At 30.1% G+C, this 24,992-nt stretch carries 20 protein-coding genes; 19 read left to right on the forward strand and 1 reads right to left on the reverse strand.

Translation table 11 applies throughout. From position 1 onward, the window contains the following. The first annotated feature begins 8 nt into the window (after nucleotides 1–8). The 13 genes from ABNT65_RS02635 to ABNT65_RS02695 all read left to right on the forward strand — a co-directional run bounded on the left by ABNT65_RS02635 (nucleotide 9) and on the right by ABNT65_RS02695 (nucleotide 14,575). Entirely contained in the window at nucleotides 9–683 is a 675-nt protein-coding gene (locus ABNT65_RS02635; protein WP_348702028.1) for an SDR family NAD(P)-dependent oxidoreductase, read from the forward strand. Between the two features lie 21 nt (nucleotides 684–704). Then, nucleotides 705–1,247: a glutathione peroxidase gene (locus ABNT65_RS02640; RefSeq protein ID WP_412766833.1), complete on the forward strand. Its 543-nt coding sequence runs from the start codon at nucleotides 705–707 to the stop codon at nucleotides 1,245–1,247. Nucleotides 1,248–1,250: 3 nt separating this feature from the next. Further along, the gene (locus tag ABNT65_RS02645) at nucleotides 1,251–1,736 is read left to right on the forward strand and encodes an SRPBCC family protein (RefSeq protein WP_348736471.1); all 486 of its coding nucleotides are present in this window, start codon (nucleotides 1,251–1,253) and stop codon (nucleotides 1,734–1,736) included. Next, nucleotides 1,726–3,015 (forward strand): deoxyribodipyrimidine photo-lyase, encoded by a 1,290-nt coding sequence (locus ABNT65_RS02650; RefSeq protein WP_348747094.1) that lies wholly within the window; start codon nucleotides 1,726–1,728, stop codon nucleotides 3,013–3,015. The genes ABNT65_RS02645 and ABNT65_RS02650 overlap by 11 nt, the downstream gene beginning before the upstream one ends. 205 nt (nucleotides 3,016–3,220) lie before the next feature. Beyond that, nucleotides 3,221–4,726, forward strand: a complete 1,506-nt coding sequence (locus ABNT65_RS02655; protein ID WP_348747095.1) for an aspartate aminotransferase family protein — start codon at nucleotides 3,221–3,223, stop codon at nucleotides 4,724–4,726. A 4-nt stretch (nucleotides 4,727–4,730) separates the two neighbouring features. After that, complete coding sequence (locus ABNT65_RS02660) at nucleotides 4,731–6,059, forward strand: lysine N(6)-hydroxylase/L-ornithine N(5)-oxygenase family protein (RefSeq protein ID WP_348747096.1); 1,329 nt, start codon at nucleotides 4,731–4,733, stop codon at nucleotides 6,057–6,059. A gap of 28 nt (nucleotides 6,060–6,087) precedes the next feature. Continuing rightward, nucleotides 6,088–7,236: an MFS transporter gene (locus tag ABNT65_RS02665; RefSeq protein WP_412766861.1), complete on the forward strand. Its 1,149-nt coding sequence runs from the start codon at nucleotides 6,088–6,090 to the stop codon at nucleotides 7,234–7,236. A gap of 4 nt (nucleotides 7,237–7,240) precedes the next feature. After that, complete coding sequence (locus tag ABNT65_RS02670) at nucleotides 7,241–9,664, forward strand: GNAT family N-acetyltransferase (protein ID WP_348747098.1); 2,424 nt, start codon at nucleotides 7,241–7,243, stop codon at nucleotides 9,662–9,664. Beyond that, nucleotides 9,664–10,254, forward strand: a complete 591-nt coding sequence (locus ABNT65_RS02675) for a GNAT family N-acetyltransferase (RefSeq protein ID WP_348747099.1) — start codon at nucleotides 9,664–9,666, stop codon at nucleotides 10,252–10,254. The genes ABNT65_RS02670 and ABNT65_RS02675 overlap by 1 nt, the downstream gene beginning before the upstream one ends. After that, on the forward strand, nucleotides 10,254–12,065 hold the full coding sequence (locus ABNT65_RS02680) for an IucA/IucC family siderophore biosynthesis protein (RefSeq protein ID WP_348702016.1): 1,812 nt from the start codon (nucleotides 10,254–10,256) through the stop codon (nucleotides 12,063–12,065). The genes ABNT65_RS02675 and ABNT65_RS02680 overlap by 1 nt, the downstream gene beginning before the upstream one ends. Nucleotides 12,066–12,068: 3 nt before the next feature. Next, on the forward strand, nucleotides 12,069–12,650 hold the full coding sequence (locus ABNT65_RS02685; RefSeq protein WP_348702015.1) for a nitroreductase: 582 nt from the start codon (nucleotides 12,069–12,071) through the stop codon (nucleotides 12,648–12,650). 3 nt (nucleotides 12,651–12,653) lie between these two features. Beyond that, nucleotides 12,654–13,733 carry a heparan-alpha-glucosaminide N-acetyltransferase domain-containing protein gene (locus ABNT65_RS02690; protein WP_348736483.1) on the forward strand — a complete coding sequence of 360 codons (1,080 nt, stop codon included), beginning with the start codon at nucleotides 12,654–12,656 and terminating at the stop codon, nucleotides 13,731–13,733. 11 nt (nucleotides 13,734–13,744) lie between these two features. Further along, nucleotides 13,745–14,575 carry a crotonase/enoyl-CoA hydratase family protein gene (locus tag ABNT65_RS02695; protein WP_348736485.1) on the forward strand — a complete coding sequence of 277 codons (831 nt, stop codon included), beginning with the start codon at nucleotides 13,745–13,747 and terminating at the stop codon, nucleotides 14,573–14,575. Nucleotides 14,576–14,602: 27 nt separating this feature from the next. Here ABNT65_RS02695 and ABNT65_RS02700 read toward each other — a convergent pair whose 3' ends face one another. After that, on the reverse strand, nucleotides 14,603–15,553 hold the full coding sequence (locus ABNT65_RS02700; RefSeq protein ID WP_348747100.1) for an AraC family transcriptional regulator: 951 nt from the start codon (nucleotides 15,551–15,553) through the stop codon (nucleotides 14,603–14,605). 305 nt (nucleotides 15,554–15,858) lie between these two features. Between ABNT65_RS02700 and ABNT65_RS02705 the strand changes: the two genes are divergently transcribed. The 6 genes from ABNT65_RS02705 (at nucleotide 15,859) to ABNT65_RS02730 (ending at nucleotide 24,944) form a co-directional block, all read left to right on the forward strand. After that, complete coding sequence (locus tag ABNT65_RS02705) at nucleotides 15,859–19,170, forward strand: SusC/RagA family TonB-linked outer membrane protein (RefSeq protein WP_348747101.1); 3,312 nt, start codon at nucleotides 15,859–15,861, stop codon at nucleotides 19,168–19,170. A gap of 17 nt (nucleotides 19,171–19,187) precedes the next feature. Then, nucleotides 19,188–20,573: a SusD/RagB family nutrient-binding outer membrane lipoprotein gene (locus ABNT65_RS02710; protein WP_348736491.1), complete on the forward strand. Its 1,386-nt coding sequence runs from the start codon at nucleotides 19,188–19,190 to the stop codon at nucleotides 20,571–20,573. Nucleotides 20,574–20,580: 7 nt separating this feature from the next. Further along, nucleotides 20,581–21,732 (forward strand): phosphoglyceromutase, encoded by a 1,152-nt coding sequence (locus tag ABNT65_RS02715; RefSeq protein ID WP_348747102.1) that lies wholly within the window; start codon nucleotides 20,581–20,583, stop codon nucleotides 21,730–21,732. Nucleotides 21,733–21,861: 129 nt separating this feature from the next. Then, nucleotides 21,862–23,124, forward strand: a complete 1,263-nt coding sequence (locus tag ABNT65_RS02720; RefSeq protein WP_348747103.1) for a DUF5690 family protein — start codon at nucleotides 21,862–21,864, stop codon at nucleotides 23,122–23,124. After that, nucleotides 23,114–24,271: a TIGR03364 family FAD-dependent oxidoreductase gene (locus ABNT65_RS02725; protein ID WP_348747104.1), complete on the forward strand. Its 1,158-nt coding sequence runs from the start codon at nucleotides 23,114–23,116 to the stop codon at nucleotides 24,269–24,271. Before ABNT65_RS02720 ends, ABNT65_RS02725 begins: the two co-directional genes overlap by 11 nt. A 4-nt stretch (nucleotides 24,272–24,275) precedes the next feature. After that, nucleotides 24,276–24,944, forward strand: a complete 669-nt coding sequence (locus tag ABNT65_RS02730; RefSeq protein ID WP_348701998.1) for a phosphonatase-like hydrolase — start codon at nucleotides 24,276–24,278, stop codon at nucleotides 24,942–24,944. The last annotated feature ends 48 nt before the right edge of the window (nucleotides 24,945–24,992 follow it).

The raw sequence follows: 24,992 nt of genomic DNA on the forward strand, positions 1-24,992 counted from the left end.
GGGAATGAATGAAAACAATATTGGTAGTTGGTGGAAGTAAAGGTATTGGTAAGGCTATAGTTAATAAATTAATTAGTTCTCATAATATAATTATGTTTAGCCGTTCTGCTTCTGAAAATGATGATATTATTCATTATCCAATAAATATATTAGAGGATGAATTACCTGTGCTAGACAATTTAGATGGTTTGGTTTATTGTCCAGGAAGTATAAACTTAAAACCGTTTACTCGCTTAACATTAGAAGACTTTCAAAAAGATTTTGAAATAAATGTTTTAGGAGCTGTCAAAGTCATAAAAAAATATCAAAAATCATTCAGTAATAAAAAAGGAAGCGTAGTTTTGTTTAGCACAGTAGCTACCCAAATGGGAATGCCGTTTCATGCAAGTATAGCAGTTAGTAAAGCTGGAGTTGAAGGACTAACAAAATCTTTAGCAGCAGAGTATGCTACTAAAATTAGATTCAATGCAATTGCACCAACAGTTACAAATACATCTTTAGCATCTCGTTTATTACGTAATGAAAAACAAAAGGAAAGTATGGCAGAACGTCACCCATTAAAAATGTATTTAGAAGCAGAAGAAGTTGCTTCTTTAGCAAACTATTTATTGTCTGATGATTCAAAAGCTATTTCAGGTCAAGTATTTCCTATAGATGCAGGAATAACAACTTTAAAATTATAAAAGCAGTATAAATAAAAACGAATGAAACTATTAAAACTAATCGTAATCATGTCTATTTTTTCCACATCAATAAAAGCACAAACTTTAGAACCTAAAACACCTATTTATGATATTGAAATTAATGATATTTCAGGAAAGAAAATTAATTTAGAAGAATTTAGAGGAAAGAAAATTTTAGTTGTTAATGTAGCTTCTAAATGTGGTTTTACTGGACAATATAAAGGTTTAGAAGCTTTGTATCAAAATAATCAAGATAAACTAATGATCATTGGTGTGCCTTGTAATCAGTTTGGAGCACAAGAACCAGGTACTTTAGAAGAAATCCAGTCATTTTGTGAAGTAAACTATGGTGTTAGCTTTTTAATGACAGAAAAAGTAGAAGTAAAAGGAAAGAATAAACATCCATTATATAAATGGTTAACTGAAAAAAGTTTGAATGGTAAATCTAACTCTACAGTAAAATGGAATTTTCAAAAGTATTTAGTAGATGAAAAAGGAAGATTTGTAGATTATTTCTATTCAGTAACAAAACCACAAAGTTCAAAAATTACAAAACTCTTATAACCATTGATTAGTTTTAAAAAACATTCAGGAATCTATACATTAGAAACTAAGCAAACTTTAGAGGTATCTTTAGAAAAAGCTTGGAGTTTTTTTAGCTCTCCAGAAAACTTAGAGAAAATAACTCCGAGTCATATGGGGTTTAAAATTACCTCTAAAATTGATGAAAAAGCGTATGCAGGTCAGATAATTACTTATAAAGTTGGCATTTTACCAGGCATAAAATCTAGTTGGGTAACCGAAATTACGCAAGTAAAGGAAAAAGCTTTTTTTATTGATGAGCAGCGTTTTGGACCTTATGCTATGTGGCATCATGAACATTGGTTTGAAGAATTAGAAGTCGGAAAAACAGTAATGAAAGATAAAATATCGTATAAAATTCCATTTGGGTTTTTAGGACATCTAGCACAAAAAATAGTTATTAAAAAACAACTACAAGCTATTTTTACACATCGATATCAAACCTTAGAAAAGTTATTTAATGGAAAGTAAATTATCTATATTTTGGTTTCGTAGAGATTTACGTTTGTATGATAATACGGCTTTATTTAAAGCTTTAAATTCAGGAAATAAAGTAATACCTGTTTTTATTTTTGATGAAAATATTCTGGACAAACTACCTAAAAATGATGCTAGAGTTAATTTTATTTATGATTGCTTACAATCCATTCAAGAAGAGTTACAAGCGTACAATACTAGTATATTAGTAAAAATAGGGGAGCCAAAAGAAATATGGAAAAGTTTATTGACAGAGTTTTCTATAAATAAAGTATTTTTTAATAAAGACTATGAACCTTATGCGTTACAGAGAGATGAAGATATAACCTCTTTATTAAAAGAAAGAGGTATTGAAGTTTTTAGTTATAAAGATCAGGTAATTTTTGAAGAGTCAGAGATTTTAAAAAATGATGATACCCCTTATACAGTTTATACACCGTATAAGAAAAAATGGCTGTTAAAATTTCAAAAAGAACTTCATACAAAATTGAATTATGATCAGCGTTTGTTTGTCAATTTTTACAAGTATAGATGTAATTATCCATCTTTGAAGGAAATAGGATTTACTAAAAGTGCTATTAAAGTAAAGCCTTACAATTTATCGTTATTATCAAATTATGATGAAACCAGAGATTACCCAAGTAAAAATACAACGTCATACTTATCTCCTCATTTACGGTTTGGCACTGTAAGTATTCGTCAAATGGTAGCTATAGCTTTAAAAACAAATGCTATTTTTTTAAGTGAGTTAATTTGGAGAGAGTTTTTTATGCAAATTTTATATCACTTTCCACAGGTAGTTACTCAGAATTTCAAAAAAAAGTACGATGCACTAGAGTGGAGAAATAATGAAATAGAATTTGAAAAATGGTGTAATGGAGAAACTGGATATCCATTGGTAGATGCCGGCATGCGAGAATTGAATGAAACTGGATATATGCACAATAGAGTCAGAATGATTACTGCTAGCTTTTTGTGTAAGCACTTATTAATAGATTGGCGTTGGGGAGAAGCTTATTTTGCAAGAAAATTATTAGATTATGAGTTAGCTGCTAATAATGGAAATTGGCAATGGGCTGCAAGTACAGGTTGTGATGCAGTACCTTATTTTAGAATATTCAACCCTACGGAACAGTTAAGAAAGTTTGATAAAAATTTACTTTACACAAAAAAATGGGTAAAAAATTTAGAGGAGTTAAGTTATCCATTACCAATAGTAGAGCATAAGTATGCAAGAGAGAGAGCTTTGCAAACCTTCAAAAAAATAGATTGATAATTGTTAAATAAATAAAAAGAGCTCTTTTTTTTATAGAAAAAACAAGCTTAAGATACTTAAAGAAAGTTAATCTTATGATAAGTATATTTTAAGTTTTTCTAAAGTTTTATAATTACGTCATTTTTTATCACAGATTCGTCATTTTAGATATTAGTTAGGTCTTAGTTTTGTTACCTAAAACTATTAAGACTAAATAAAAATAATGATTTTAGACGAAATTCCAGCGCTGATTGGCAACCCAATACATGAAAACCTACTGTTGGGACAATCATTTGAAAAGCTAGAAGAATATACAACCGCTACTAATACTATTATAAAAGAATTTTTACAAACGAAAAGCTTTTATAAAGGTGATGAACTTTCTGAAATTCGACAAAATAAATTAGATGCAAAAATTAATGGAGATACATACACATTTAATGAAGCTTTAGAGGTATTAAATAACTTGTATGTAAAGAACGCTATAGCCTTTCATCATCCTGATTATGTTGCGCACTTAAATTGCCCTATAACGTTACCATCAATAGCAGCAGAAGCAGTTGCTACTACTTTAAATACAGCCATTGAAACTTGGGATCAAAGTACGGCAGGTACTTTTATAGAACAGGAAGTAATCAAATGGATTTCAAATGAGCTAACACTTCCTGAAACAACCGATGGTGTTTTTACCAGTGGAGGAACACAATCAAATTTTATGGCTTTATTAATGGCTAGAGACCATTATGCTTTTGCTAATTACGGAGTAAATATTAAACAAAATGGATGGTTTGATGAAGTAAGTAAATTTAGAATTTTCTGTTCAGAGAAAGCACATTTTAGCATAAAGAAGAATGCAGCATTATTAGGAATGGGATACGATTCTGTTATACCAGTTAAGACAGACGATGAAATGCGAATGGATGTTAATGAACTGGTACTAGCTATAGAAAAAGTAAAACAAGAAGGAAATATTCCAATAGCTGTAGTAGCTACATTAGGAACAACAGATTATGGAAGCTTTGATCCATTAGAAACCATTTCTAAAGTAGCCAAAGAATATAAGATGTGGCTGCATGCTGATGGTGCTTATGGAGGTTGTTTTGTATTAACAGATACACACAAGCATCATTTTGAGTATATGGATAAAGTAGATTCTGTTACTATAGATTTTCATAAAACCTTATTTCAACCGGTTTGTAGTAGTGTGTATTTAGCAAAAAATAAACAGCATTTCCAATACGTATCTTATTATGCTGATTATTTAAATCCATTAGAGGATAAAGATCCAGAAAGGCCCAATCTTATTGAAAAGTCAATTCAAACGACAAGACGATTTGATGCTTTAAAAGTATGGTTTACTCTAAAGACGGTTGGAGCAAAAACAATAGCATCTTATTTAGAAGCTGTGCATCACTTGGCAAAAGCTATTTATGAAGAAATAAATAAAGATTATTTATTTGAAACAGCACATATACCTGAGTTAAGTACAGTGGTGTTTAGGTATAAGGCTGAAGAAGCTACTTCTAATAAAGAACATGATGCTATTAATATGTTTATAAAAAATAGCTTATTTAAAGAAGGTGTAGCGTCAGTAGCAAGTACAAAATTAAACAATACAATTTACTTAAAGTTCACACTATTAAATCCAAATAATTCTATAGAAAATCTTCTAGGAATAGTGAGAGCAATTAAAAATAGTGGAGCAGAATATATTAGAAACAATTATTAAGAAAATGGGACAACAAGATATTTTAGACTTTGTAGCAGTAGGAGTAGGACCTTTTAATTTAGGATTGGCATGTTTAACAGCCCCAATAGATAATTTAAATGGTGTTTTTTTAGATAAAAAAGAAAAGTTTAATTGGCATCCAGGAATGCTGTTACAAGATACAACATTGCAGGTTCCATTTATGGCAGATTTAGTAACCTTAGCAGATCCAACCAATCCTTTTAGTTTTTTAAACTATAGTAAAAAACAGGGGAGACTGTATTCATTTTACATAAGAGAAAACTTTTTATTACTCCGAAATGAATATAATATGTATTGCCAATGGGCTATAGAAAAGTTACCTAACGTTTTTTTCAAAACAGAAGTAACGCATATTAATTATGAAGAAAGTTCAGCGTGCTATGTTGTAACTTCTAAGAATACTCAAACAGGAGAAGTTATAGTTTATAAAGCCAAAAGAATAATTTTAGGAACAGGAACACAACCATATATACCTAACTGTGCTAAAAAACTAAAAGGCAATGCAATTCACTCTTCATCATATTTAAATCATAAAGAACGTTTACAAGACAAGAAATCAATAACTATTTTGGGTAGTGGTCAAAGTGCAGCCGAAATATTTTATGATTTATTACAAGAAGCTGATACCATTGGTTATGAGCTCAATTGGATAACCAGATCACCGAGGTTTTTCCCACTAGAATATTCAAAGTTAACATTGGAAATGACTTCTCCTGAATATGTAGACTATTTCTATAATTTACCAGAAGAGAAGAGAGATGATTTAATTAAAAATCAGAAGCATTTGTATAAAGGTATAAATCAAGATTTAATCAATGCAATTCACGATACTTTGTATACTAAAAAAATTGTAACTAATGGTGAACTAAAAGTAAACCTACGCACAAATACAGAGCTAAAAGAAACTTCTATAAATGAAGAAGAAATAATCTTAGAGTTACATCAAATAGAGCAAGATAAATATTTCAATCATAAGACAGAAGGATTAGTATTAGCTACTGGTTATGGGTATAGACTTCCAGAATTTTTAGATGGAATTTCTGATAGATTACAATGGGATGACAAAGGTCGTTTTAATGTAAATAGAAACTACAGTATTGATAAGAATAATAAAGATGTTTTTGTACAAAATGTAGAGTTACATACCCATGGATTTGTAACTCCAGATTTAGGAATGGCATGTTATAGAAACTCATGCATCATAAAAGAATTAACAGGGAAGGAATATTATCCAATAGAGAAAAGTATAGCCTTCCAACAATTTGGGGTAACAAAAGAAGAAGAGGTATTAAAGTCTTTAAATGTTATGTAAAATGAAGTTAAAATCATTTCTAATATTAATGACATTCATAGCAGTGGTAAGTGATTACTTATTGCATCCATTTTACCCTCAATTTTTTAAATTAAGGTTTGGTATGACCGATCCTAAGATGGTAGGATATTACTTTGCAGCCATTTGCTTTATGGTAATGATAGCTTTTCCCTTTTGGGCTTATGTTTCCAAAAAAGTGGCTGAGCTTCAAATTTTAATTTATACACAAGCAGTGGCTGGTATTTTAGCATTGTACTGTTATTGGACAAATTCGTATATAAACTTTTGGATAGTATCTCTTATAATGGTTTTGTTTAAAGGAAGCTATTTATTAGTATATCCTTACATTCTTAAAATCATTAAAAAAGAAGAGCATGTAACTACTATAGGTGTGCTATCAGTTGTTGTCCATTTAGGAGGTATCTTGGGAGCTGTTATTGGTGGAGTTACGGTAGATTATATTGACCCAAGTTCTATTTTTTTAATAATGGCAGGTGGTGATTTCGTACAAATGTTAATGAGTGCTTACTTACTAAAAAGCAAAAAATACAATACATCAATCGTTGTAGAAAAAAGTGAGAATGAAGAAAAGAAACTATCATCAACAAATTTTATATTGAAAATAGGATTGTTAACATTCATTCTTTATTTCAGTGATTTTTTAATCAGGCCATTTTTCTCTACGTATTGGGAGAGTTTTTCTCATTATAGCTCAAAGATTGTATCAGGAACCATATACGCAATACCAGGATTTGTAGCACTAATAGTTTTATGGATTAATAATAAAAGGAAATCTAATAATGGTTATGAAGGCATAATTTCAGCATTATCCATTGGTGTCATAGGGTTGTTATTACAAGGAATACCATCAGATATGTTTGTAATTGCAGGTAGAATTATTTACGGATGGGCAATTTTTCAAGGTGTAGTCAAATTTGATGTATTACTATTTGAAATGAGCACACCAGAATCTTATGCTGTAGATTATAGTAAAGTACACTTTTTTCAAAATTTAGGAGTATTAATAGCTTCTCTAAATGTAGGAATTATTGTTGATAATTGGGGATTACAATTACCATTTCTAATTGCACTAATAGGTTTTGTAGTAACATTAGTTTTGTATTTCTTCATCTTTAAATTTTCGTTCAACCCTAAAAGAGTTCCTAAAACTTTATAAAAAAATGGAAAAAAGCACTTTATTTTCTAAATCATATCATGAGTTTGGAACAATTAGCATTCAACCATTTCACATAAAAAGAGATAGTCCAATATTACATAGTTGGGTAACTCAAGATTATGCTGTTTTTTGGGGGATGCAAAAAGCCTCATTACAGGAAGTAGAAGAGGAATATAAAAAGTTAACAGCTCCAGATCATTATGATGTTTATATCGGTAAGTATAACGGTGAAATAGCTTTTGTACTAGAAAAATACAATCCACAAAAAGATATTATAAACAACTATTATAATGCACAACCTTCTGATTGCGGAATACATATTATAGTTGCACCTCCTAAACAACCTAAAACACCAAACTTTACATGGTATATGTTTAGGAGTATAATGGATTTTGTTTTTTCTAATACCGCTATTGATAGAATAGTAGTGGAACCAGATATAAGAAATAAAAAAATGTTTGCACTATGTCAACGCATAGGTTTTACACTAGATAAAGTAGTTGAATTACCCTATAAAACTGCACAATTAGCATTCTTAAACAGGCAAGCATATCACAAACACATACAATTATTTACACCTTCAAAACGTAGTGCCATGAATACATTAGATAATGTGGTTTCACCACAACAATCTACACAACATATAAAGCCAGAAGTATGGCAAAAATCAAATAACTTATTAGTAAAAAAAGCGATTACAGAATTCGCTCATGAACGTTTAATAACCCCGACTATTGTTAAAAAATTAGCTAATAACTGGAATGAATATAGAATAGTAGCAGATGATGTTTTAATAGCTTATGAATTTATAGCAAAAGCTCTATCTTTAAATCAGTTAATGATTAAGGAAGAAAGTATAAAAAAATACAATGGAGAAGAAGAACTTCCTCTAGATGCAATACTATTTATAAAAGAATTTAGAGGTATTCTTGGTATGGATACAGCTAAGATGCCTGTATATCTTGAAGAAATAATTAGTACTTTATATAGTAGTGCATTTAAAATAGTAAAAGGCAACCCTACGGCTAAAGAGTTAGCAGATGCAGATTTTCAAACTATTGAACAATCAATGACCGAAGGGCATCCTGGTTTTGTAGCTAATAATGGACGTATTGGTTTTGATAGTAGTGATTACAGGTCTTATGCACCAGAGGCAGGAAATTCATTTTCACTTTTATGGCTAGCAGGACATAAATCAAAAGCAGTCTATGCAGCTATCGAAAAATTACCGTATGAAACATTAATAAATCAAGAACTAGATAACGCTACTATAGCACAATTTAATCAAGTTTTAACAGAAAAGGGTCATAATCCTGAGGATTACTTGTTTTTGCCAATTCATCCTTGGCAATGGTTTAACAAATTAGCTATGGTATTTGCGCCAGAAGTAGCTAAAGGAGATTTAGTATGTTTAGGTTATGGACCAGATCAGTATTTGGCACAACAATCTATAAGAACGCTATTTAATAATACCAATCCTTATAAATTCTATACTAAATCAGCACTATCAATATTAAATATGGGCTTCATGAGAGGTTTACCATTATATTATTTAGGAACTGCTCCAAAAATGGCGGTTTGGTTAGAAGAGCTGTTATATAAAGATGCATATATACAAGAAACAGGTTTTAGAATGTTAAGTGAGATAGGGTCAGTAAGTTATGTGAATCCTTATTTTGAAGAGTTTGGCCCACATAATGATTATAACAAAATGCTAGCCTCTTTATGGAGAGAAAGTCCATATTCAGCAATAAAAAAAGGACAAAAACCGCTTACAATGGCAGCATTACTACATATTGATCAATATGGAGAAGCATTGTTACCTGAGTTAATTAAAAGTTCTGGATTAACACCAGAAAATTGGATAGCAGCTTATTTAAAAGCATATTTAAGTCCATTAGTACATTGTTTTTACCAATATGATTTAGTGTTTATGCCGCATGGAGAAAACATTATTTTGGTTCTAGAAGATAACAAACCTGTAAATAGTTTATTAAAAGATATTACTGAAGAAGCCGTTATTTTAAGTCCTGATGTTGAACTTCCGGAACATTTAAAAAGAATGTATGCACCAGTACCTGAAGATGTAAAGTTACTTTCAATTTTTACAGATGTATTTGATGGTTTCTTTAGGTATTTAACACCTATTTTAGAAGAGCATTTAGATTTTCCAGAAAGTGAATTTTGGAAGTTAGTTGCAGAAAATATAGCAACTTATCAAACACAATTCCCTCAATTTGCTGAAAAGTTTGAAAAGTATGATTTGTTTGCAGATACCTTTAAGTTATCTTGTTTAAATCGATTACAACTAAATAATCATAAACAAATGATTGATTTAGATGACCCTGTAGCATTACTTCAATTTGCAGGAGAATTAGAGAACCCAATAGCTGTATTTAAAGAAGAACAACAATTGCAAGAAGTATAATGGGAACAATACAGATAGAACAAGAAGTTTTTAGTAAGAAAATAGTAGGCATTGGAGTAATAACGCTACGTCCTTTAAATCTAAAAAAAGATGTAGAGATCATTCATAATTGGGTTACACAACCCTATGCAAAATATTGGGATATGCTTACTAGTACAAAAGAGGAAGTACTTCAAGCATACAAAGAATTAGATGAAAATCCACATCACCATGTATATATTGGAACACTTGATGATGAGCCTATATTTTTAATGGAACGCTATAAAGCTTCGGAAGATATTATAGGAGAACTTTATAATGCAAGATTAAATGATTATGGAATGCATGTTTTAGTAGCCCCAGTACAAAAGAGAATTCCAAAATTTACTTGGCATGTATTTTCTACTATTATGGATTATTTTTTCAGTTTACCTTATGTAGAAAGAGTAGTTGTAGAACCCGATGAGAATAACGATAAAATTCATGTACTAAATAAAAAAGCCGGTTTTGTATATCAAGGAACCATACAATTGCCTAATAAAGTAGCTGCTTTGGCTATATGTACAAGGGAGGATTATGAAAAAGCTACAGAAGCATTAAAAGAAATATAATGAAACAACCTACGCTAACTATACATCCTAAAACTTGGAGTCAAGTTAATAAACAATTAATAAAAAAGGCTATAAGTGAATTTACTCATGAGCTCATTTTTAATCCTGTTTTAATAGAGGATTTAGGAAAAGGATGGAAGAAGTATGAACTAGCCACAGAAACAGGTAAAATAAGATACACTTTTGAAGCAAAACAATTTTATCTAGATCATTGGTATGTTAATATTGAAAGCATAAAAAAAATAGTTCAAGAAGAAAAACAAGAGCTGGATGCCTTAAAATTTATTGTAGAGTTTAAAGAGATATTACAAATACCCGATGAATTCCTAGCAACGTATTTAGAAGAAATAACAAGCACTTTAATAAGTGCTTGTTATAAATATGATAACGAACAATTTTCATCTGAAGAATTAGCAAAAAGAAGCTTTCAAGATATAGAGCATGCTATGACAGAAGGACACCCTTGTTTTGTAGCTAATAATGGACGTATAGGATTTAATAGAAATGATTATTTGAAATATGCACCAGAAGTAGATTATAAATTTAATATTTATTGGATTGCGGGGCATAAAAACTATACCACATTTACAGCTTTAGAAACATTTAATTATGAAAGTTTATTAAAAAGTGAATTAGGAGTTGAAAAGTTAGAAACTTTTAGAGCACTACTTGAAAATAAACAATTAAACGTTGAAGAGTATGTATTTATGCCTGTTCATCCATGGCAATGGGAAAATAAACTAGTTCACGTATTTGCAGCAGATATAGCTAATGAGGATATTGTTTTTTTAGGAGAAAGTGAAGATCAATTTTCAGCACAACAATCTATAAGAACATTGTTCAATGCTACTAATCCACAAAAATTATATACAAAAACAGCACTTTCTATATTAAATATGGGATTTGTAAGAGGGTTATCACCTTACTATATGCAAAGTACTCCACATATTACCCATTGGATAAATAATTTATTAGGAAATGATTCTTACCTAAAAAATAACGGGTTTACCATGTTAGGTGAAGTAGCAACGGTAGGATATCACAATCATTATTATGAAGTTTTAGGAAAAACGAACCCTCATAATAAAATGTTATCAGCCTTATGGAGAGAGAGTCCATATAGTAAAATAAGCGAGAATCAAGAAGTAGCAACAATGGCTGCATTGTTACATATTGATAAAAATGACACTTCTTTGATGGTGGAGTGGATTAAAGCCTCGAAATTAGAAACCAAATCTTGGGTAAAGAAATATTTAAAAGCATATTTAAGTCCACTGTTGCATTGTTTCTACAAATATGAATTGGTATTCATGCCGCATGGAGAAAACCTAATTTTAGTTTTAGAAAATTATACACCAGCATATGTATTAATGAAAGACATAACAGAGGAAGTAATTGTATTTAATGAAACTATGGAGTTACCAGAGCATGTAGATAGGTTGTTTACTAAGACTTCTGATAAAATGAAAATACTATCAATTTTTACCGATGTATTTGACTGTATTTTCAGGTTTATAGGACAGATATTAGAAACACATGGTGAATTTTCAGAAAATCAATTTTGGGAGCTTGTAGCAGATTGCATTCATGAATATCAAGAAGAATACCCAGAGTTTTCAGATAAGTATGAACGTTATAATTTGTTTGAATCTCAATTTGATAGATGCTGTTTAAATAAACTACAATTATCTAATACAAAGCAAATGTTGAATCTAGCGGATCCAATTGAGAGCCTAAAACTAGATGGAGTATTAGAGAATCCAATAGCTCAGTTTGCTGTCAAAAAAGAAAAAGCACTAATGAAATTATAGAATATGGATTTTGAGCAATTAACAAGAATAATAAGAGGTAGAAGAACCCACTATGCTTCTGATTTTTCTGAAGAAAAAATATCAAAAGAATTAATAGAAGAAATTGTTACTAATGCAATATGGGCACCTACACATAAATTGACACAACCATGGAGATTTGTGGTACTAGAAGGGAAGCATCATGAAAATTTAGGGAACTATATGGCTAATTATTATAGAGAGCGATATACTGAAGAAGAATTTTCAAATCAAAGGTTTGAAGAAACAAAACAGTACCCTAAAAATGCTACACTGATAGTTCTAATAATGGAAAGAAGTAAAAGAGTAAAAATACCAGAGTGGGAAGAAATAGCCGCAGTTTCATCTGCTGTTCAAAACATGTGGTTAAGTTGTACTTCTTTAAAAATAGGAGCTTATTGGGATTCAGGAGAAGCAACTATTAAATATGTATCAGAAATTATTGATTTAAAAGACAATGAAAAATGCTTTGGAATATTCTATATGGGCTATTTGAAGAAAGATACGTTAGAGGTGAATAGAAAAAGAAAATCAATAACTAAAAAATTAAGTTGGCAAAAAATATAACAAATGAGTACTACTATAACAAAAACTAAAAGAATTCAAGCTATTGATTTAGCAAGAGGAATTGGTGTGTTTTTTATACCAATGGCGCATACATTACTAATTTATGGAACTACCTACACTCAAGAAGAAAGTTGGTTAGGATTATTAGTCCATTTTTTTGGAAAATGGGCTGGAGTTTTTTTAATAGCTATGGGATTTTCATATACGCTATCTAAAAGGAATACGATCAGTTCTTCTATTAAAAGAGGACTCTATTTATTAGGAATAGGATACTTTATGAATTTCTTAAAGTTTATTGTCCCTACTGTATTAGGTGTTATACCAGATAGTTTTATAAAAGCGTATGGTTGGACACCACCCGCAAATTTTGGTAATATGATATATATGTTATTAACAGGAGACATATTACAGTTAGCTGGGGTATGCTTGTTTTTTATGGGTGTAGTTCATAAATACGGACAAAAGAATAAATACATAACCTTAGTATTAGCGGTTTTAGTTTTATTGATTACAGAATTTATTAGAGGGTACAGGATAGGAATACCAGGAGTTGATTACATATTAGATTTATTATGGGGGAAAGATTGGAATGTATACTTTTCAGTATTTCCTTGGGGAGCATTTATTTTTGTAGGAATGTTTTTTGGCTATCTATTTAATGAAAGTAACAAAGATGTTGAAAAAACATTTAAAGCTATGTTATATGCGGGCTTAGCCACGGTAATAATAGGAGGAGCGCTATGTTTTTATGATTATGAGTATCATATGAGAGATTACTTTCATTTAGGGGCAGGAGGCGTATTGTATTTATTAGGCTATAACTTATTGTTTTTCTGGTTAGCGCAAATCATTTTAAAAAGAATAAAACCTAATAAAATAACTGATGTATTTTTTTATTGTAGTAATAGAATCACATCAATATATGTAGTGCAGTGGGCTTTAATTTGTTGGGGCATGACTTTTTTTGGATACCATGATAAAACGGTAGTTCCTATACTTTTACTAATGATACTTTTTACAGTGTTAACATTTGCAGTGCAAAAAGTAGTTGATAAAGCTTTTGAAAAAAGTAGCAAGAAATAAGTACACTAAATATGTTAAATCAGTATAAGAATATTGAGGTAGATTATTATCCAGAATATGAATTAGTAAACTGGAAGATTAAAACAGAGGGAATACCTAATTTTTGTATTGAAGCCCTTAGAGAGTTTAAACGTTTTTCTGAAGATCTTAAAATGATGTTTTCAGATAATATGTACCCCTTAAAATATATAGTTTCAAGCTCAACACATAATGAAGTCTATAATCTTGGAGGAGATTTGCCATATTTTTATGAAAGCATTAAGTCAAAAAACAAAGAAAAGTTAAAAGAATATGCGCATTTATGTATAGATGCTATTTATAATATTTATAAATCATTTGATTTACCAATTATAAATATCTCTTTGGTTGAAGGCAATGCTTATGGAGGAGGTTTTGAATGTGTATTAGCTCATGATGTAGTATTAGCAAATAAGAAGGCTAAATTTTGCCTTCCTGAAAATAAATTCAATTTATTTCCAGGAATGGGAGCCTATAGTTTTTTATGTAGAAAATTAAATATTAAAAAAGCTACTGAAATACTTTATAGCGGAGCTATTTATAAAGCTAGAGAGCTAGAAGAATCTGGGTTAATAGACACAATTTTTCAAGAAGAAGAAAGCATTAAGGCAATCATAAAATATATAAATAAGAACAAATCAAGTTTTAATTTTCAGTATTGTCATTATCAAAGTATAAAGAAAGTTTTCCCTTTGCAAAAGGGAGAATTATTAGACATAACAGACCTTTGGGTAAATGCTTGTTTAAACATGGAGAGTAAAGATTTGAGGAGAATGGAATTAATTATTAATGCTCAAAAGAGAAAATTAAAAATAACAGCATAAAAAAACGATACTAAGGTTAAATTGAAATTAAACAGCATGCTTACCTCTAAACTGTTTAGGGGTAAGACTTTCATGCTTTTTAAAAGCTGCAGAAAAATGTGTAGGATTTTTATAACCCACTATATCTGAAACTTCATAAATAGGTTTATCAGTATGTGTTAACAATTCACGAGCTTTAGTCATTCGTAAGGAAGTAGAATACTCAGAAATAGTAGTGTTAAAAACACGTTTAAATTCTTTTTTTAAAATGGTATCATTCAGTAAAACCTCTTTAGACAATTTCTTAATAGAAAAATGTTCGTTTAAGTTTGCTGAAATAATGTTCCTAACTTTATACAGTTTTTTTACTAAATGCTCAGAAGAGTTTAATTTATTCTGTTGTTCTACTTGTAATGAAATCAATTCAAGTACTTTTGATTCTAAAAATAAACGCTTTAAGATACCTTTTCTAGTATCGGTTAATAAATTAGTGATTATTTCTTGAGTTTTAGAACAAAAAGTAGCCGTAAAACTATACACACTATTAATTTCAGAACATTTTTTTAATAAAGGAAATAAGGTAGTCAATTGATGTTTTTTTATAAATTCATAAAACATTTTAACTCGAATTTCCTTTACAGGAATGTTTTTATAATATTTAATACATTCTTCATCATTCTTTGTGAAGTACATTAATGTTTCTTGCGACTCTTGAGTAATTTCTTTATTAACAGATCTACAACTAATGACTTTTTCTCCTTTTAATAAAATTGATAAATCAAACGTATTACTAGAGTTAACATTTTTTAAAATATAGTTGTCATGTAAAGTTGCTGTTAAAAACTCTATATGAAGCCCATCAAAAGAATGGGTAATAAGATTTCCTTGACCAAATTTTTCGTTGAGTGAGTAGTTTTTGGTAAAAACTCCACAATTGTTTGTTATATGATTTTCTATAAATAAATCTTTATTTAATAAAGTATGGTTGGTTAAATACATGTTATAATTGAAAAGGGGTACAAATTTAACTTAAATCAATCTAAATAAAAATAAAATACTACAATTATAACGTCAATTAATAACGAAAAGTACCTTAGGTTTGAATAATACTCCTTTTTTAGTTTACAAATAGTAAAAAACAAATAGTTTTAAAAAAAACTTAATTTATAGCGATTTATATAATTAAAAAAACAAAATGTTAACCTTAGTAAAGAACACTTAACAAAAAAATTACATAAAAGTATAGATTACTAAAAGTTTTCTTAACGTAAAATATATTTACAAATAATAAAAAAAATATTGATTTGCGTCAGTATATTTTAACTATTGTAAATAAAGAAAACAAGATGGGTAACAAAAATTTTTTAGTAACTGTACTTACATTTTTAGTAAGTATTTGCACTTATGCACAAAGTACCTCCATAAAAGGTATTATAAGTGATGGCAATTTTCCATTGCCAGGGGCAAATGTAACAGTTGTAAATTCTGATAAAGGGGCTACAACTGATTTTGATGGAAACTTTATAATTAATAATGTTTCTTCAGGTAATTTAGTATTAAGTGTTTCATTTATAGGACACGAAACAAAAACAGTTAATGTAACTGTAATTTCAGGAGAAACTAAAAACATAGGAACTATTGTATTACAACCACTTTCAGAACAACTAAATGAAATAGTGGTTACAGCATTAGGAATTAAAAAAGAAGAAAAGTCTTTAGGATATGCAGTGTCTACTTTAAAGCCTAAGGAATTAGCAGAAGCAAAAGAAACAAACTTAGTAAACTCTTTAAATGGTAAGGTTGCCGGAGTACAAATAACAAATGGTTCTTCGGGGGTAGGATCATCATCAAGAGTTGTAATTCGTGGGGAAGTATCATTAAACTCAGGGCAAAATGGGCCATTATTTATTGTAGATGGAGTTCCAATAAACAACAGAACGTATTTAAATACAATTCAAAACACAGGAGGTAGTGAAATGCAAGAAGTTGATTATGGAAATGGAGCTTCTGAAATCAATTCAGATGATATTGAAAGTATGAGTGTACTTAAAGGAGCAAGTGCTACAGCTTTATACGGTTCTCGAGGAGCTAACGGAGTTATTTTAATCAATACAAAATCAGCTAAAAGAAATAAAAAATTACAAGTTGAGGTAAATACAGGATTAACATTAGAAAGTGTATTACGTTTACCAAAATACCAAAATAAATACGGACAAGGTTGGGCTGGAGACTTTAAGTATGTTGATGGTTTAAACAATGCTTTGGGGTCAAATGATCAAGAAGATGTTTCTTGGGGACCACAAGCATTAGGACAATTAATTACACAGTTTGATAGTCCAACTACTGGAGGTTTAAGAGCTGGAGACATTTTTGCCAGAGGATGGGTAAGAAATGCAGATGGTACAATTACTTCACCTGCAACAGATCCTAATGATATTATTGCTACACCATTTGTAACTAGACCTAATAATGTTGAAGATTTTTTTAGAACAGGACATACTTCAACAATATCAACATCTGTAGGATTTGGAGGAGAAAAGTCAGATGTGGTATTCAGTTTAGGTTTGTTGGATAGTGAAGGCATCATTCCAAATACAGATTTAACAAGAAAATCTTTTAGAGTAAATGGAAGTGTTGATGTAACGGATAAAATGAAGTTATCATTAAAATCAAACTATATTAATTCAAAAAGTAATAACCGTCCAAGTTCTGGGTATGGTTCAGAATCTGCAATGTATATTTTTACATGGTATGGAAGAACGGTAAATACAAACGCTTTAAAAGAATACTGGCAAAGAGGTTATGAAGGCTTAGAGCAGTTTAACTATAACTACGCTTGGCATGACAATCCTTATTTCATGTTAAATGAAAATACCAATGCATTTGATAAGCATAGGTTATTAGGAAATATAAAATTAGAATACCAATTTACTGATGCTTTAAAGTTACAAGCAAGAAGTGGTATGGATTACTACTCAGATCATCGTGAATCTAAAAGAGCTTATAGTACACAGCGTTTCTTACAAGGAGCTTATAAAGATGAAAGAGTAAACTTTAAAGAAATAAATACAGATGTATTACTATCGTATAAAAAGGATATTAGTGACTCCTTCGGATTAAATGTAGACTTAGGAGGAAACATTATGGAACAAGAAGTTAACTTCTTATCTAATATAGCTAATAAATTAGTAATTCCAGGAATTTATAACTTAAAAAACTCAGGATTACCTTTAGTAACAGATCAGTATAAATTAGAAAAAGAAATTAGAAGTTTATACGGAGTATTTGGGTTATCATATGACAATAAATTATTCTTAGAGTTATCAGCTCGTAATGATTGGTCTTCTACTTTACCAGAAGATAATAATTCATATTTCTATCCATCAGCATCGCTAAGTGCTGTTATGACTGATATTTTTGAAATGCCAGAAATGTTTAATTTCTTTAAGTTAAGAGGTTCATGGGCAAAAGTAGGAAATGATACAGAACCCTATAATTTAAAAACTCCATATCAATATCAAATCCCATATGCTGGTAACAGAACTTTAAGTAGAGGTAATGTATTATTAAATGAAAATTTAAAACCAGAACAAATCACTTCATATGAAGTTGGAGCAGATTTAAGAATGTTTGGTAATAGCGTAAATTTAGATCTTACTTATTATAGATCTATTTCAGAAGATCAAATTATTAGAGTTCCAGTATCAAATACTGTAGGATATTTAAGTCAGGTAATTAACGGAGGTAAAATCCAGAATCAAGGTATTGAAGCATTGTTAACAGTAAAACCAGTTAAGAATGAGAACTTTGAATGGGCATCAAGCATAAACTTTACCAAAAATGAAGGAAAAGTATTAGAGTTACCAGAAGGAACTGATGGAGTTTTAACTACTAATTTTGCCTCTGTATATGATGCAGAAGGATCAAAAGTATTTATTCAAGCAAGAAAAGGTGAAAAGCTTGGAAATATGTACGGAAGAAGATTCAAACGTCATAATGGAAAAATAGTTTATAAAGATGGAGCACCAGTAATAGAAGATGAGCTACAATTATTAGGAAACTATAATCCAGACTTTTCACTAGGCTTTAATAATTCATTTACCTACAAAAACTTTAGCTTATCATTTTTAGTAGATTGGAAGCAAGGAGGAACGTTAATCTCAAGAACAAAACAAGTAGGTACGTACGCTGGTAACTTAGAAAGTTCAGTAGACAGAAATGCTTATAAAGATATTGTTCCTGATGGTGTAAAAGAGGTAAACGGACAATACGTACCATTAACTGATGCTGATGCAGTAGGTTGGTGGGCATACTACAAGCCACTTTACAACAGAAAGAGTCATCAAGAAACAGGAATTGTAGATGCAACTTATGTAAAATTAAGAGAAGTAAAATTTGGTTATAATGTACCAACTACATTGGTAGAAAAATTAGGAATGGAAAGTATACGTGTTTCTTTAGTTGGAAGAAATTTAGCTTTATGGACACCTTCTTCAAATCCACATTTTGATCCTGAAACATTAGCATTACAAGGGAGTAATATCGTTCCTGGTATTGAAGACGTATCGTATCCATCAGCAAGAAGCTACGGAATTAACTTTTTATTTAAGTTCTAATTCAAAAAAATATTAAAATGAAAAAAAGTAATTTATTCAAAAATATACTACTAGGATTAATCGTAATTTTTACCTCATGTAGTGACCTTTCGGAGTTAAATATCAATCCAAACGAACCAACACAACCGGAAGCAAGTTATTTATTAACAAACGCAATCTATACATTAGGAAATCAAACAGCAACTAATGGGTTTACATTCAGTAGTACGTTAATGCAACACCATGGTAAGTTTGATTTTAATGATGTAGATCAATATGAGATAGAAACTAATAATGCTGTGTGGGTAGCTAATTATAAATTATTAGCAGATATGAACGATGTATTAGCAAGTGAAAAAGCAAGTGTATCAACAAAAGCAGTAGCTAAAATTGTAAAAGCAATTATTGGTGCTGAACTAACAGATTTATACGGACCAGTACCTTTTTTTGAAGCAGGAAATAAAAATAATTTAACACCAAAGTACGATCAACAAAAAGATATTTACACCGCTACCAATGGAGTATTAAGTTTATTAGCACAAGCTACTTCAACATTAACAACAGATAATACAGGAATTGTTGGAGATATTCTTTTCTCAGGAAACAAAGAATCTTGGATAAAATTAGCCAACGTATTACAATTACGTTATTTACTAAGAATAAGTGAAAATTACCCAAGCGTAGGCGCAAAAATTAAGCAAATTATAGCTACAGGAAATATTTTTGCTTCTAATGCAGATAATGCTGTTTTAGCATTTCAAGGAGAACCTAATCATTGGTTTTTATCAAGAGTAAGAGATGGTGATTTCTCGCTATATAGTGTTACTACTACGGTATTAAAAATGTTAGAAGATAAACAAGACCCAAGATTAGCATTTTATTACAAAACAAACGATGCTGGCAATTATGTAGGAATTACACCAGGCTCAAATGATAGAGCAGGTAATTATACAGGACTAAGTAATAACCTAAGAGCAACAGATGTAATGGATATGGTATTTGCTACCTATCATGAACAAGAGTTTATTTTAGCAGAAGCTGCTTTAAAAGGGTATATAACATCAGACGCACAAACACATTATGAAAATGCAGTAAAAGCAAATTTTGAGTATAGAAATGTAGCTATTCCAGCTGATTATTTAACAAGTGCTTCGAAAGGACAATGGAATGGTAATTTAGAGAATATCATCAACCAAAAGTATTTAGCTAATATCATGACAGGACATGAAGCATGGTTTGATTATAGAAGAACAGGATTTCCAACAATTCCAGTAGCTCTAAATAATATTAATGGAGATAAAGTTCCTGTAAGATTCAAATATCCATCAGAGGAAACATTCACAAATAAAGCAAACAATGCACAAGCTTTAAGTTGGTTAACTGGAGGGAATGATTATAATTCTAAATCTTGGTGGGATAAGTAACCAACATATGAAAAAAGTAATCCTTTACTTATTAGCAATAACTCCTTTGTTTTTTGGGTGTAATACTCAAAAAGCAAAGGATACCAATGGTACTGTTAAAAATATTGATGCCAGTCAAAAAGTATTTTTAATCACTTTAGATGGTTTACGATGGCAAGAACTTTTTACGGGCGCAGATTCTTTATTAATAAATAATACAACTTATACAAAAGATACTTCGTACCTAAAAGCAAAGTATTGGAAAAAAGAATCGGTAGAAAGAAGAACAACCTTATTACCATTTTTTTGGAATTCAATAGCAAAAAAAGGACAATTGTATGGTAATAGAACTTATAATAATAAAGTAAATGTAGCCAATACCCATTGGTTTTCCTATCCAGGATATAGCGAGATTTTATGTGGTTATGCAGATAATGATCGGATTAATAGTAATGATAAAAAGAATAACCCAAACCAAACCATTTTAGAGTTAACCAATAATTTACCAGCATATAAAGGTAAAGTAGGAGCTTTTGGTAGTTGGGATGTATTTCCATATATCATTAATGAAGAAAGAAGTAAAATATATGTAAATGCAGGTTATAAAGAAGCAATTGGTGATAATTTAACTGCTAAAGAAAATTATTTAAACCAATTACAAAAGCAAGCCATTCAACCATGGAGTTCTGTAAGGCAAGATGTATTTACACATAATTATGCCTTAGAATTTATTAAGAAGGAAAAGCCTAAACTAATGTATATCTCTTATGGTGAAACAGATGATTTTGCACATGATGGAGATTACACACATTATTTATTAGCAGCAGAAAATACAGATGCTATGATACAGCAATTATGGAACTACTGCCAGTCGAATCCATTTTATAAAGGAAAAACAACATTCATTATAACTACAGATCATGGTAGAGGAACAGAACCTTTGGAAAGCTGGAAAAGTCATGGACTGAACTTAACCTATCATGGGAAAACCTATAATATAAACGGATCAGATGAAACATGGTTAGCAGTAATTGGACCTAATGTATCAAGTAAGGGTGAAGTTAAAACGGAAGCCCAACTGTATAACAATCAAATAGCAGCTACGATTCAAGATATATTACAAATTAAAGTATTAGGAAGTAAAGCAAATCAAAAAGTTTTACCAATACTTGAAAGATAATTTTTTCATCTATTGAATAAATTAATTCTGTTTAATGTTAGATTAAGCTCTCTTATTAAGAGAGCTTATCTTACTAAAAAAAAATGAAACCTGTATGTTAACAATAATCATTAATACAAAGCTAAATAAATGAATATACGATTTATACTACAAGCTTCACTAGCTGCTTTTGGAACTTATTTTTGCATGTATGCTTTCAGAAAACCATTTACGGTAGCTACCTTTTCTGATTTGGCTTTTTGGGGAATTGACTATAAAATTTTATTAATTATAGCACAAATTTTAGGGTATACACTTTCAAAATTTTTAGGAATAAAAATTATTTCTGAAATGAAATCAAAAGGAAGGGTTTTCTATTTAATTGGCTTTATTTTATTTGCAGAATTAGCGCTTTTAGGTTTTGCAATAATACCTGCTCCATACAATATTATATGCTTATTCTTAAACGGTTTACCGTTAGGAATGATTTGGGGAATTGTATTCTCTTATATAGAAGGACGTAAAGTAACTGAATTATTAGGTGTTATTTTATCTTCCAGTTTCATTGTTTCCTCAGGTGTTGTAAAAACAATTGGTAAATGGACTATGGATAGTTGGCATATTTCTGAAACTTGGATGCCCTTTGTAACAGGACTATTGTTTGTAGCTCCTTTGGTGTTGTTTGCTGTCATTTTAGAGAAACTTCCTAAGCCAACAGAAGAAGATAATCAACTAAGAGCCATAAGGAACCCTTTAACTAAATCAGAACGTAAAGAAGTTTTTAAACAATATGCTGTTCCATTAGCATTAATAGTTGTGTTTTTTATGACATTAACATCTATTAGAGATTTCAGAGATAATTTTGCTCGTGAAATATGGGATGCATTAGGGTATCAAGATGCTTCAATTTTTAGTGTAACCGAAATTCCAATCGCATTAATCGTATTATTTATTTTAGGGTATATAGGTAGCGTAACCAAAAACTATAAAGCATTTATGTATTATCACTATGTATTAATACTAGGAACCACCTCTATCATTATTTCTACATATTTATTTCAAACAGAAATGATTTCAGCAATTAGTTGGATGATTATATCTGGTTTAGGCTTATATAGTTCTTATGTACCGTTTAATGGAATTTTCTTTGATAGAATGATAGCTACCTTTAAAATAAAAGGAAATGTAGGCTTTTTAATATACATAGCAGATGCATTTGGGTATTTAGGAAGTATTGTAATTCTGCTTTATAAAAACTTTGGAAAAGCAAGTATTTCTTGGTTGTCATTTTTTACAAGCGCATTATATATTTTAGGATTTCTTGGTTTTGCAATAACAATTTATTGCATGTATTTCTTTAAAAAAGAACGTAAAAAAACAATTAAAGTAAACAAATTAGTATATGGACAATAGATATGACTTAATAGTTGTAGGAGGTGGTGTGTTAGGTACTTTTCATGCCTATCATGCTTCACAAAAAGGATTAAAAGTTGCTGTTTTAGAAAAAAACAATAAACCTCAAGGAGCTACCGTAAGAAATTTCGGACAAGTAGTGCCTTCAGGAATGAACCAAAAGTGGCAAAATTATGGAAGAGAAAGCTTAAAAATTTACAAAGAAATACAAGAGCAATTTGATATTTCTATTCGTCAAAACGGAACCGTTTATATAGCCTCAAACGAAGAAGAAATTCAGCTAATAGAAGAGTTACATCAAATAAACAAACAGAATAATTATAACTCGCAATTATTGACAAAAACAGAATGCCTACAAAAATATGCAGGATTAAAAAAAGAGTATTGTAAGGCAGGATTGTTTTTTCCAGATGAGGTAACTGTAGAACCTAGAACAATGATCCATCGTTTGCATAGTTTTATGGAACAAAAATTGGCAGTTACTTTTTTCTACAATACTACAGTGGTTAATATACAAGAAACCCAAGGAGAAACTACTGTATATACAGCAGATGGAGCACAGTATAAAGCAGCTAAAACCATTGTATGTAACGGGAGTGATTTTAAAGCACTATTTCCAACCATCTATAACGAGAGTGATTTAATTGTATCAAAATTACAAATGCTACAAACTAAACCACAGGAAAACTATAAACTAGATGGTTCAATTTTAACAGGACTAACTATTCGTCGTTATGAAGCTTTTGAAGAATGTCCTTCATGGGAAGCAATAAAATTAAAAGAAGACCCAAACAGTTTTGAGAAAGAATACGGAATTCATATTTTGTTTAAACAAGCAATAGACGGATCGGTAATTATTGGAGATTCTCATGAGTATGCAACCGCAAAAAATATAGATGATTTAGGTTTTGATTTAAAGGAAGAAATAGATGCATTTATGATTGCAGAAGCTAAAAAAATAATCAATTTACCTAACTATGATATTCAACATCGTTGGGCAGGTTTTTATAGTCAGTGTAAATCACAAGATATATTTGAGCATACTATTGGAAGTAATATACATATTATTACAGGAATAGGAGGTAAAGGAATGACAGGGAGTGCAGGATTTTCAAAAGAAAACATTAATAGAATTTATAACAAATAAGGGAATGTTAGAAAACATAAAATTGGCCGTATTTGATATGGCAGGAACCACAGTTGATGAACAAAATGTAGTCTATAAAACATTACATAAAGCAATTGTAAATTATGGAGTAGAAGTTGACTTACCAAAGGTTTTAGAATTAGGAGCAGGTAAAGAAAAACACCAAGCTATTAAGGATATTTTAGCTCATTTAGCATCTGATAAAGTTAACGAATCACAAATAGTATTTGAAAACTTTAAAACAATGTTAGATGAAGCATACCAAACCTTAAATGTAAAACCAGTAAAAGGTGTAGATCAAGTATTAGTAAAGTTGCGTAATCAAGATATTAAAATAGTATTAAATACTGGCTATAATAGAGAAATAGCTACCTTACTATTGCAAAAAATGAATTGGAAAGAAGGAGAACACTTTGATGCTTTAATAACAGCAAGTGATGTAGTTAATGGACGTCCTCATCCAGAAATGATTGAAAAAGCTATGGATATGTTTGCTATACAAGATGCTTCTGTTGTGTTAAAAGCTGGAGATTCTGCTATAGATATTGAAGAAGGAAAAAATGCCAATTGCGGACTTACCATTGGGGTATTATCAGGAGCTCAAACTAAAGAGCAATTAGAAACCGTCGAACCTGATTATATTTTAGAATCTTTAGTGGATTTAATAAGCTAAAAAGTTAACTATTAATAAAATGTAAACCTTGTGTTGGGTAAGTATTTT

Source organism: Tenacibaculum sp. 190524A02b (genome assembly GCF_964036645.1).
In the GTDB taxonomy this organism is placed as follows: Bacteria; Bacteroidota; Bacteroidia; order Flavobacteriales; family Flavobacteriaceae; genus Polaribacter; species Polaribacter vairaonense.

What these genes read in the sequence shown, in the direction of transcription:
- ABNT65_RS02670 (WP_348747098.1), top strand. Translation starts at nt 7,241, where the DNA reads ATGGAAAAAAGCACTTTATTTTCTAAATCATATCATGAGTTTGGAACA.
- ABNT65_RS02700 (WP_348747100.1), bottom strand. Translation starts at nt 15,553, where the DNA reads ATGTATTTAACCAACCATACTTTATTAAATAAAGATTTATTTATAGAA.
- ABNT65_RS02730 (WP_348701998.1), top strand. Translation starts at nt 24,276, where the DNA reads ATGTTAGAAAACATAAAATTGGCCGTATTTGATATGGCAGGAACCACA.
- ABNT65_RS02655 (WP_348747095.1), top strand. Translation starts at nt 3,221, where the DNA reads ATGATTTTAGACGAAATTCCAGCGCTGATTGGCAACCCAATACATGAA.
- ABNT65_RS02695 (WP_348736485.1), top strand. Translation starts at nt 13,745, where the DNA reads ATGTTAAATCAGTATAAGAATATTGAGGTAGATTATTATCCAGAATAT.
- ABNT65_RS02725 (WP_348747104.1), top strand. Translation starts at nt 23,114, where the DNA reads ATGGACAATAGATATGACTTAATAGTTGTAGGAGGTGGTGTGTTAGGT.
- ABNT65_RS02710 (WP_348736491.1), top strand. Translation starts at nt 19,188, where the DNA reads ATGAAAAAAAGTAATTTATTCAAAAATATACTACTAGGATTAATCGTA.
- ABNT65_RS02675 (WP_348747099.1), top strand. Translation starts at nt 9,664, where the DNA reads ATGGGAACAATACAGATAGAACAAGAAGTTTTTAGTAAGAAAATAGTA.
- ABNT65_RS02685 (WP_348702015.1), top strand. Translation starts at nt 12,069, where the DNA reads ATGGATTTTGAGCAATTAACAAGAATAATAAGAGGTAGAAGAACCCAC.
- ABNT65_RS02715 (WP_348747102.1), top strand. Translation starts at nt 20,581, where the DNA reads ATGAAAAAAGTAATCCTTTACTTATTAGCAATAACTCCTTTGTTTTTT.
- ABNT65_RS02680 (WP_348702016.1), top strand. Translation starts at nt 10,254, where the DNA reads ATGAAACAACCTACGCTAACTATACATCCTAAAACTTGGAGTCAAGTT.
- ABNT65_RS02660 (WP_348747096.1), top strand. Translation starts at nt 4,731, where the DNA reads ATGGGACAACAAGATATTTTAGACTTTGTAGCAGTAGGAGTAGGACCT.
- ABNT65_RS02720 (WP_348747103.1), top strand. Translation starts at nt 21,862, where the DNA reads ATGAATATACGATTTATACTACAAGCTTCACTAGCTGCTTTTGGAACT.
- ABNT65_RS02650 (WP_348747094.1), top strand. Translation starts at nt 1,726, where the DNA reads ATGGAAAGTAAATTATCTATATTTTGGTTTCGTAGAGATTTACGTTTG.
- ABNT65_RS02665 (WP_412766861.1), top strand. Translation starts at nt 6,088, where the DNA reads ATGACATTCATAGCAGTGGTAAGTGATTACTTATTGCATCCATTTTAC.
- ABNT65_RS02690 (WP_348736483.1), top strand. Translation starts at nt 12,654, where the DNA reads ATGAGTACTACTATAACAAAAACTAAAAGAATTCAAGCTATTGATTTA.
- ABNT65_RS02635 (WP_348702028.1), top strand. Translation starts at nt 9, where the DNA reads ATGAAAACAATATTGGTAGTTGGTGGAAGTAAAGGTATTGGTAAGGCT.
- ABNT65_RS02640 (WP_412766833.1), top strand. Translation starts at nt 705, where the DNA reads ATGAAACTATTAAAACTAATCGTAATCATGTCTATTTTTTCCACATCA.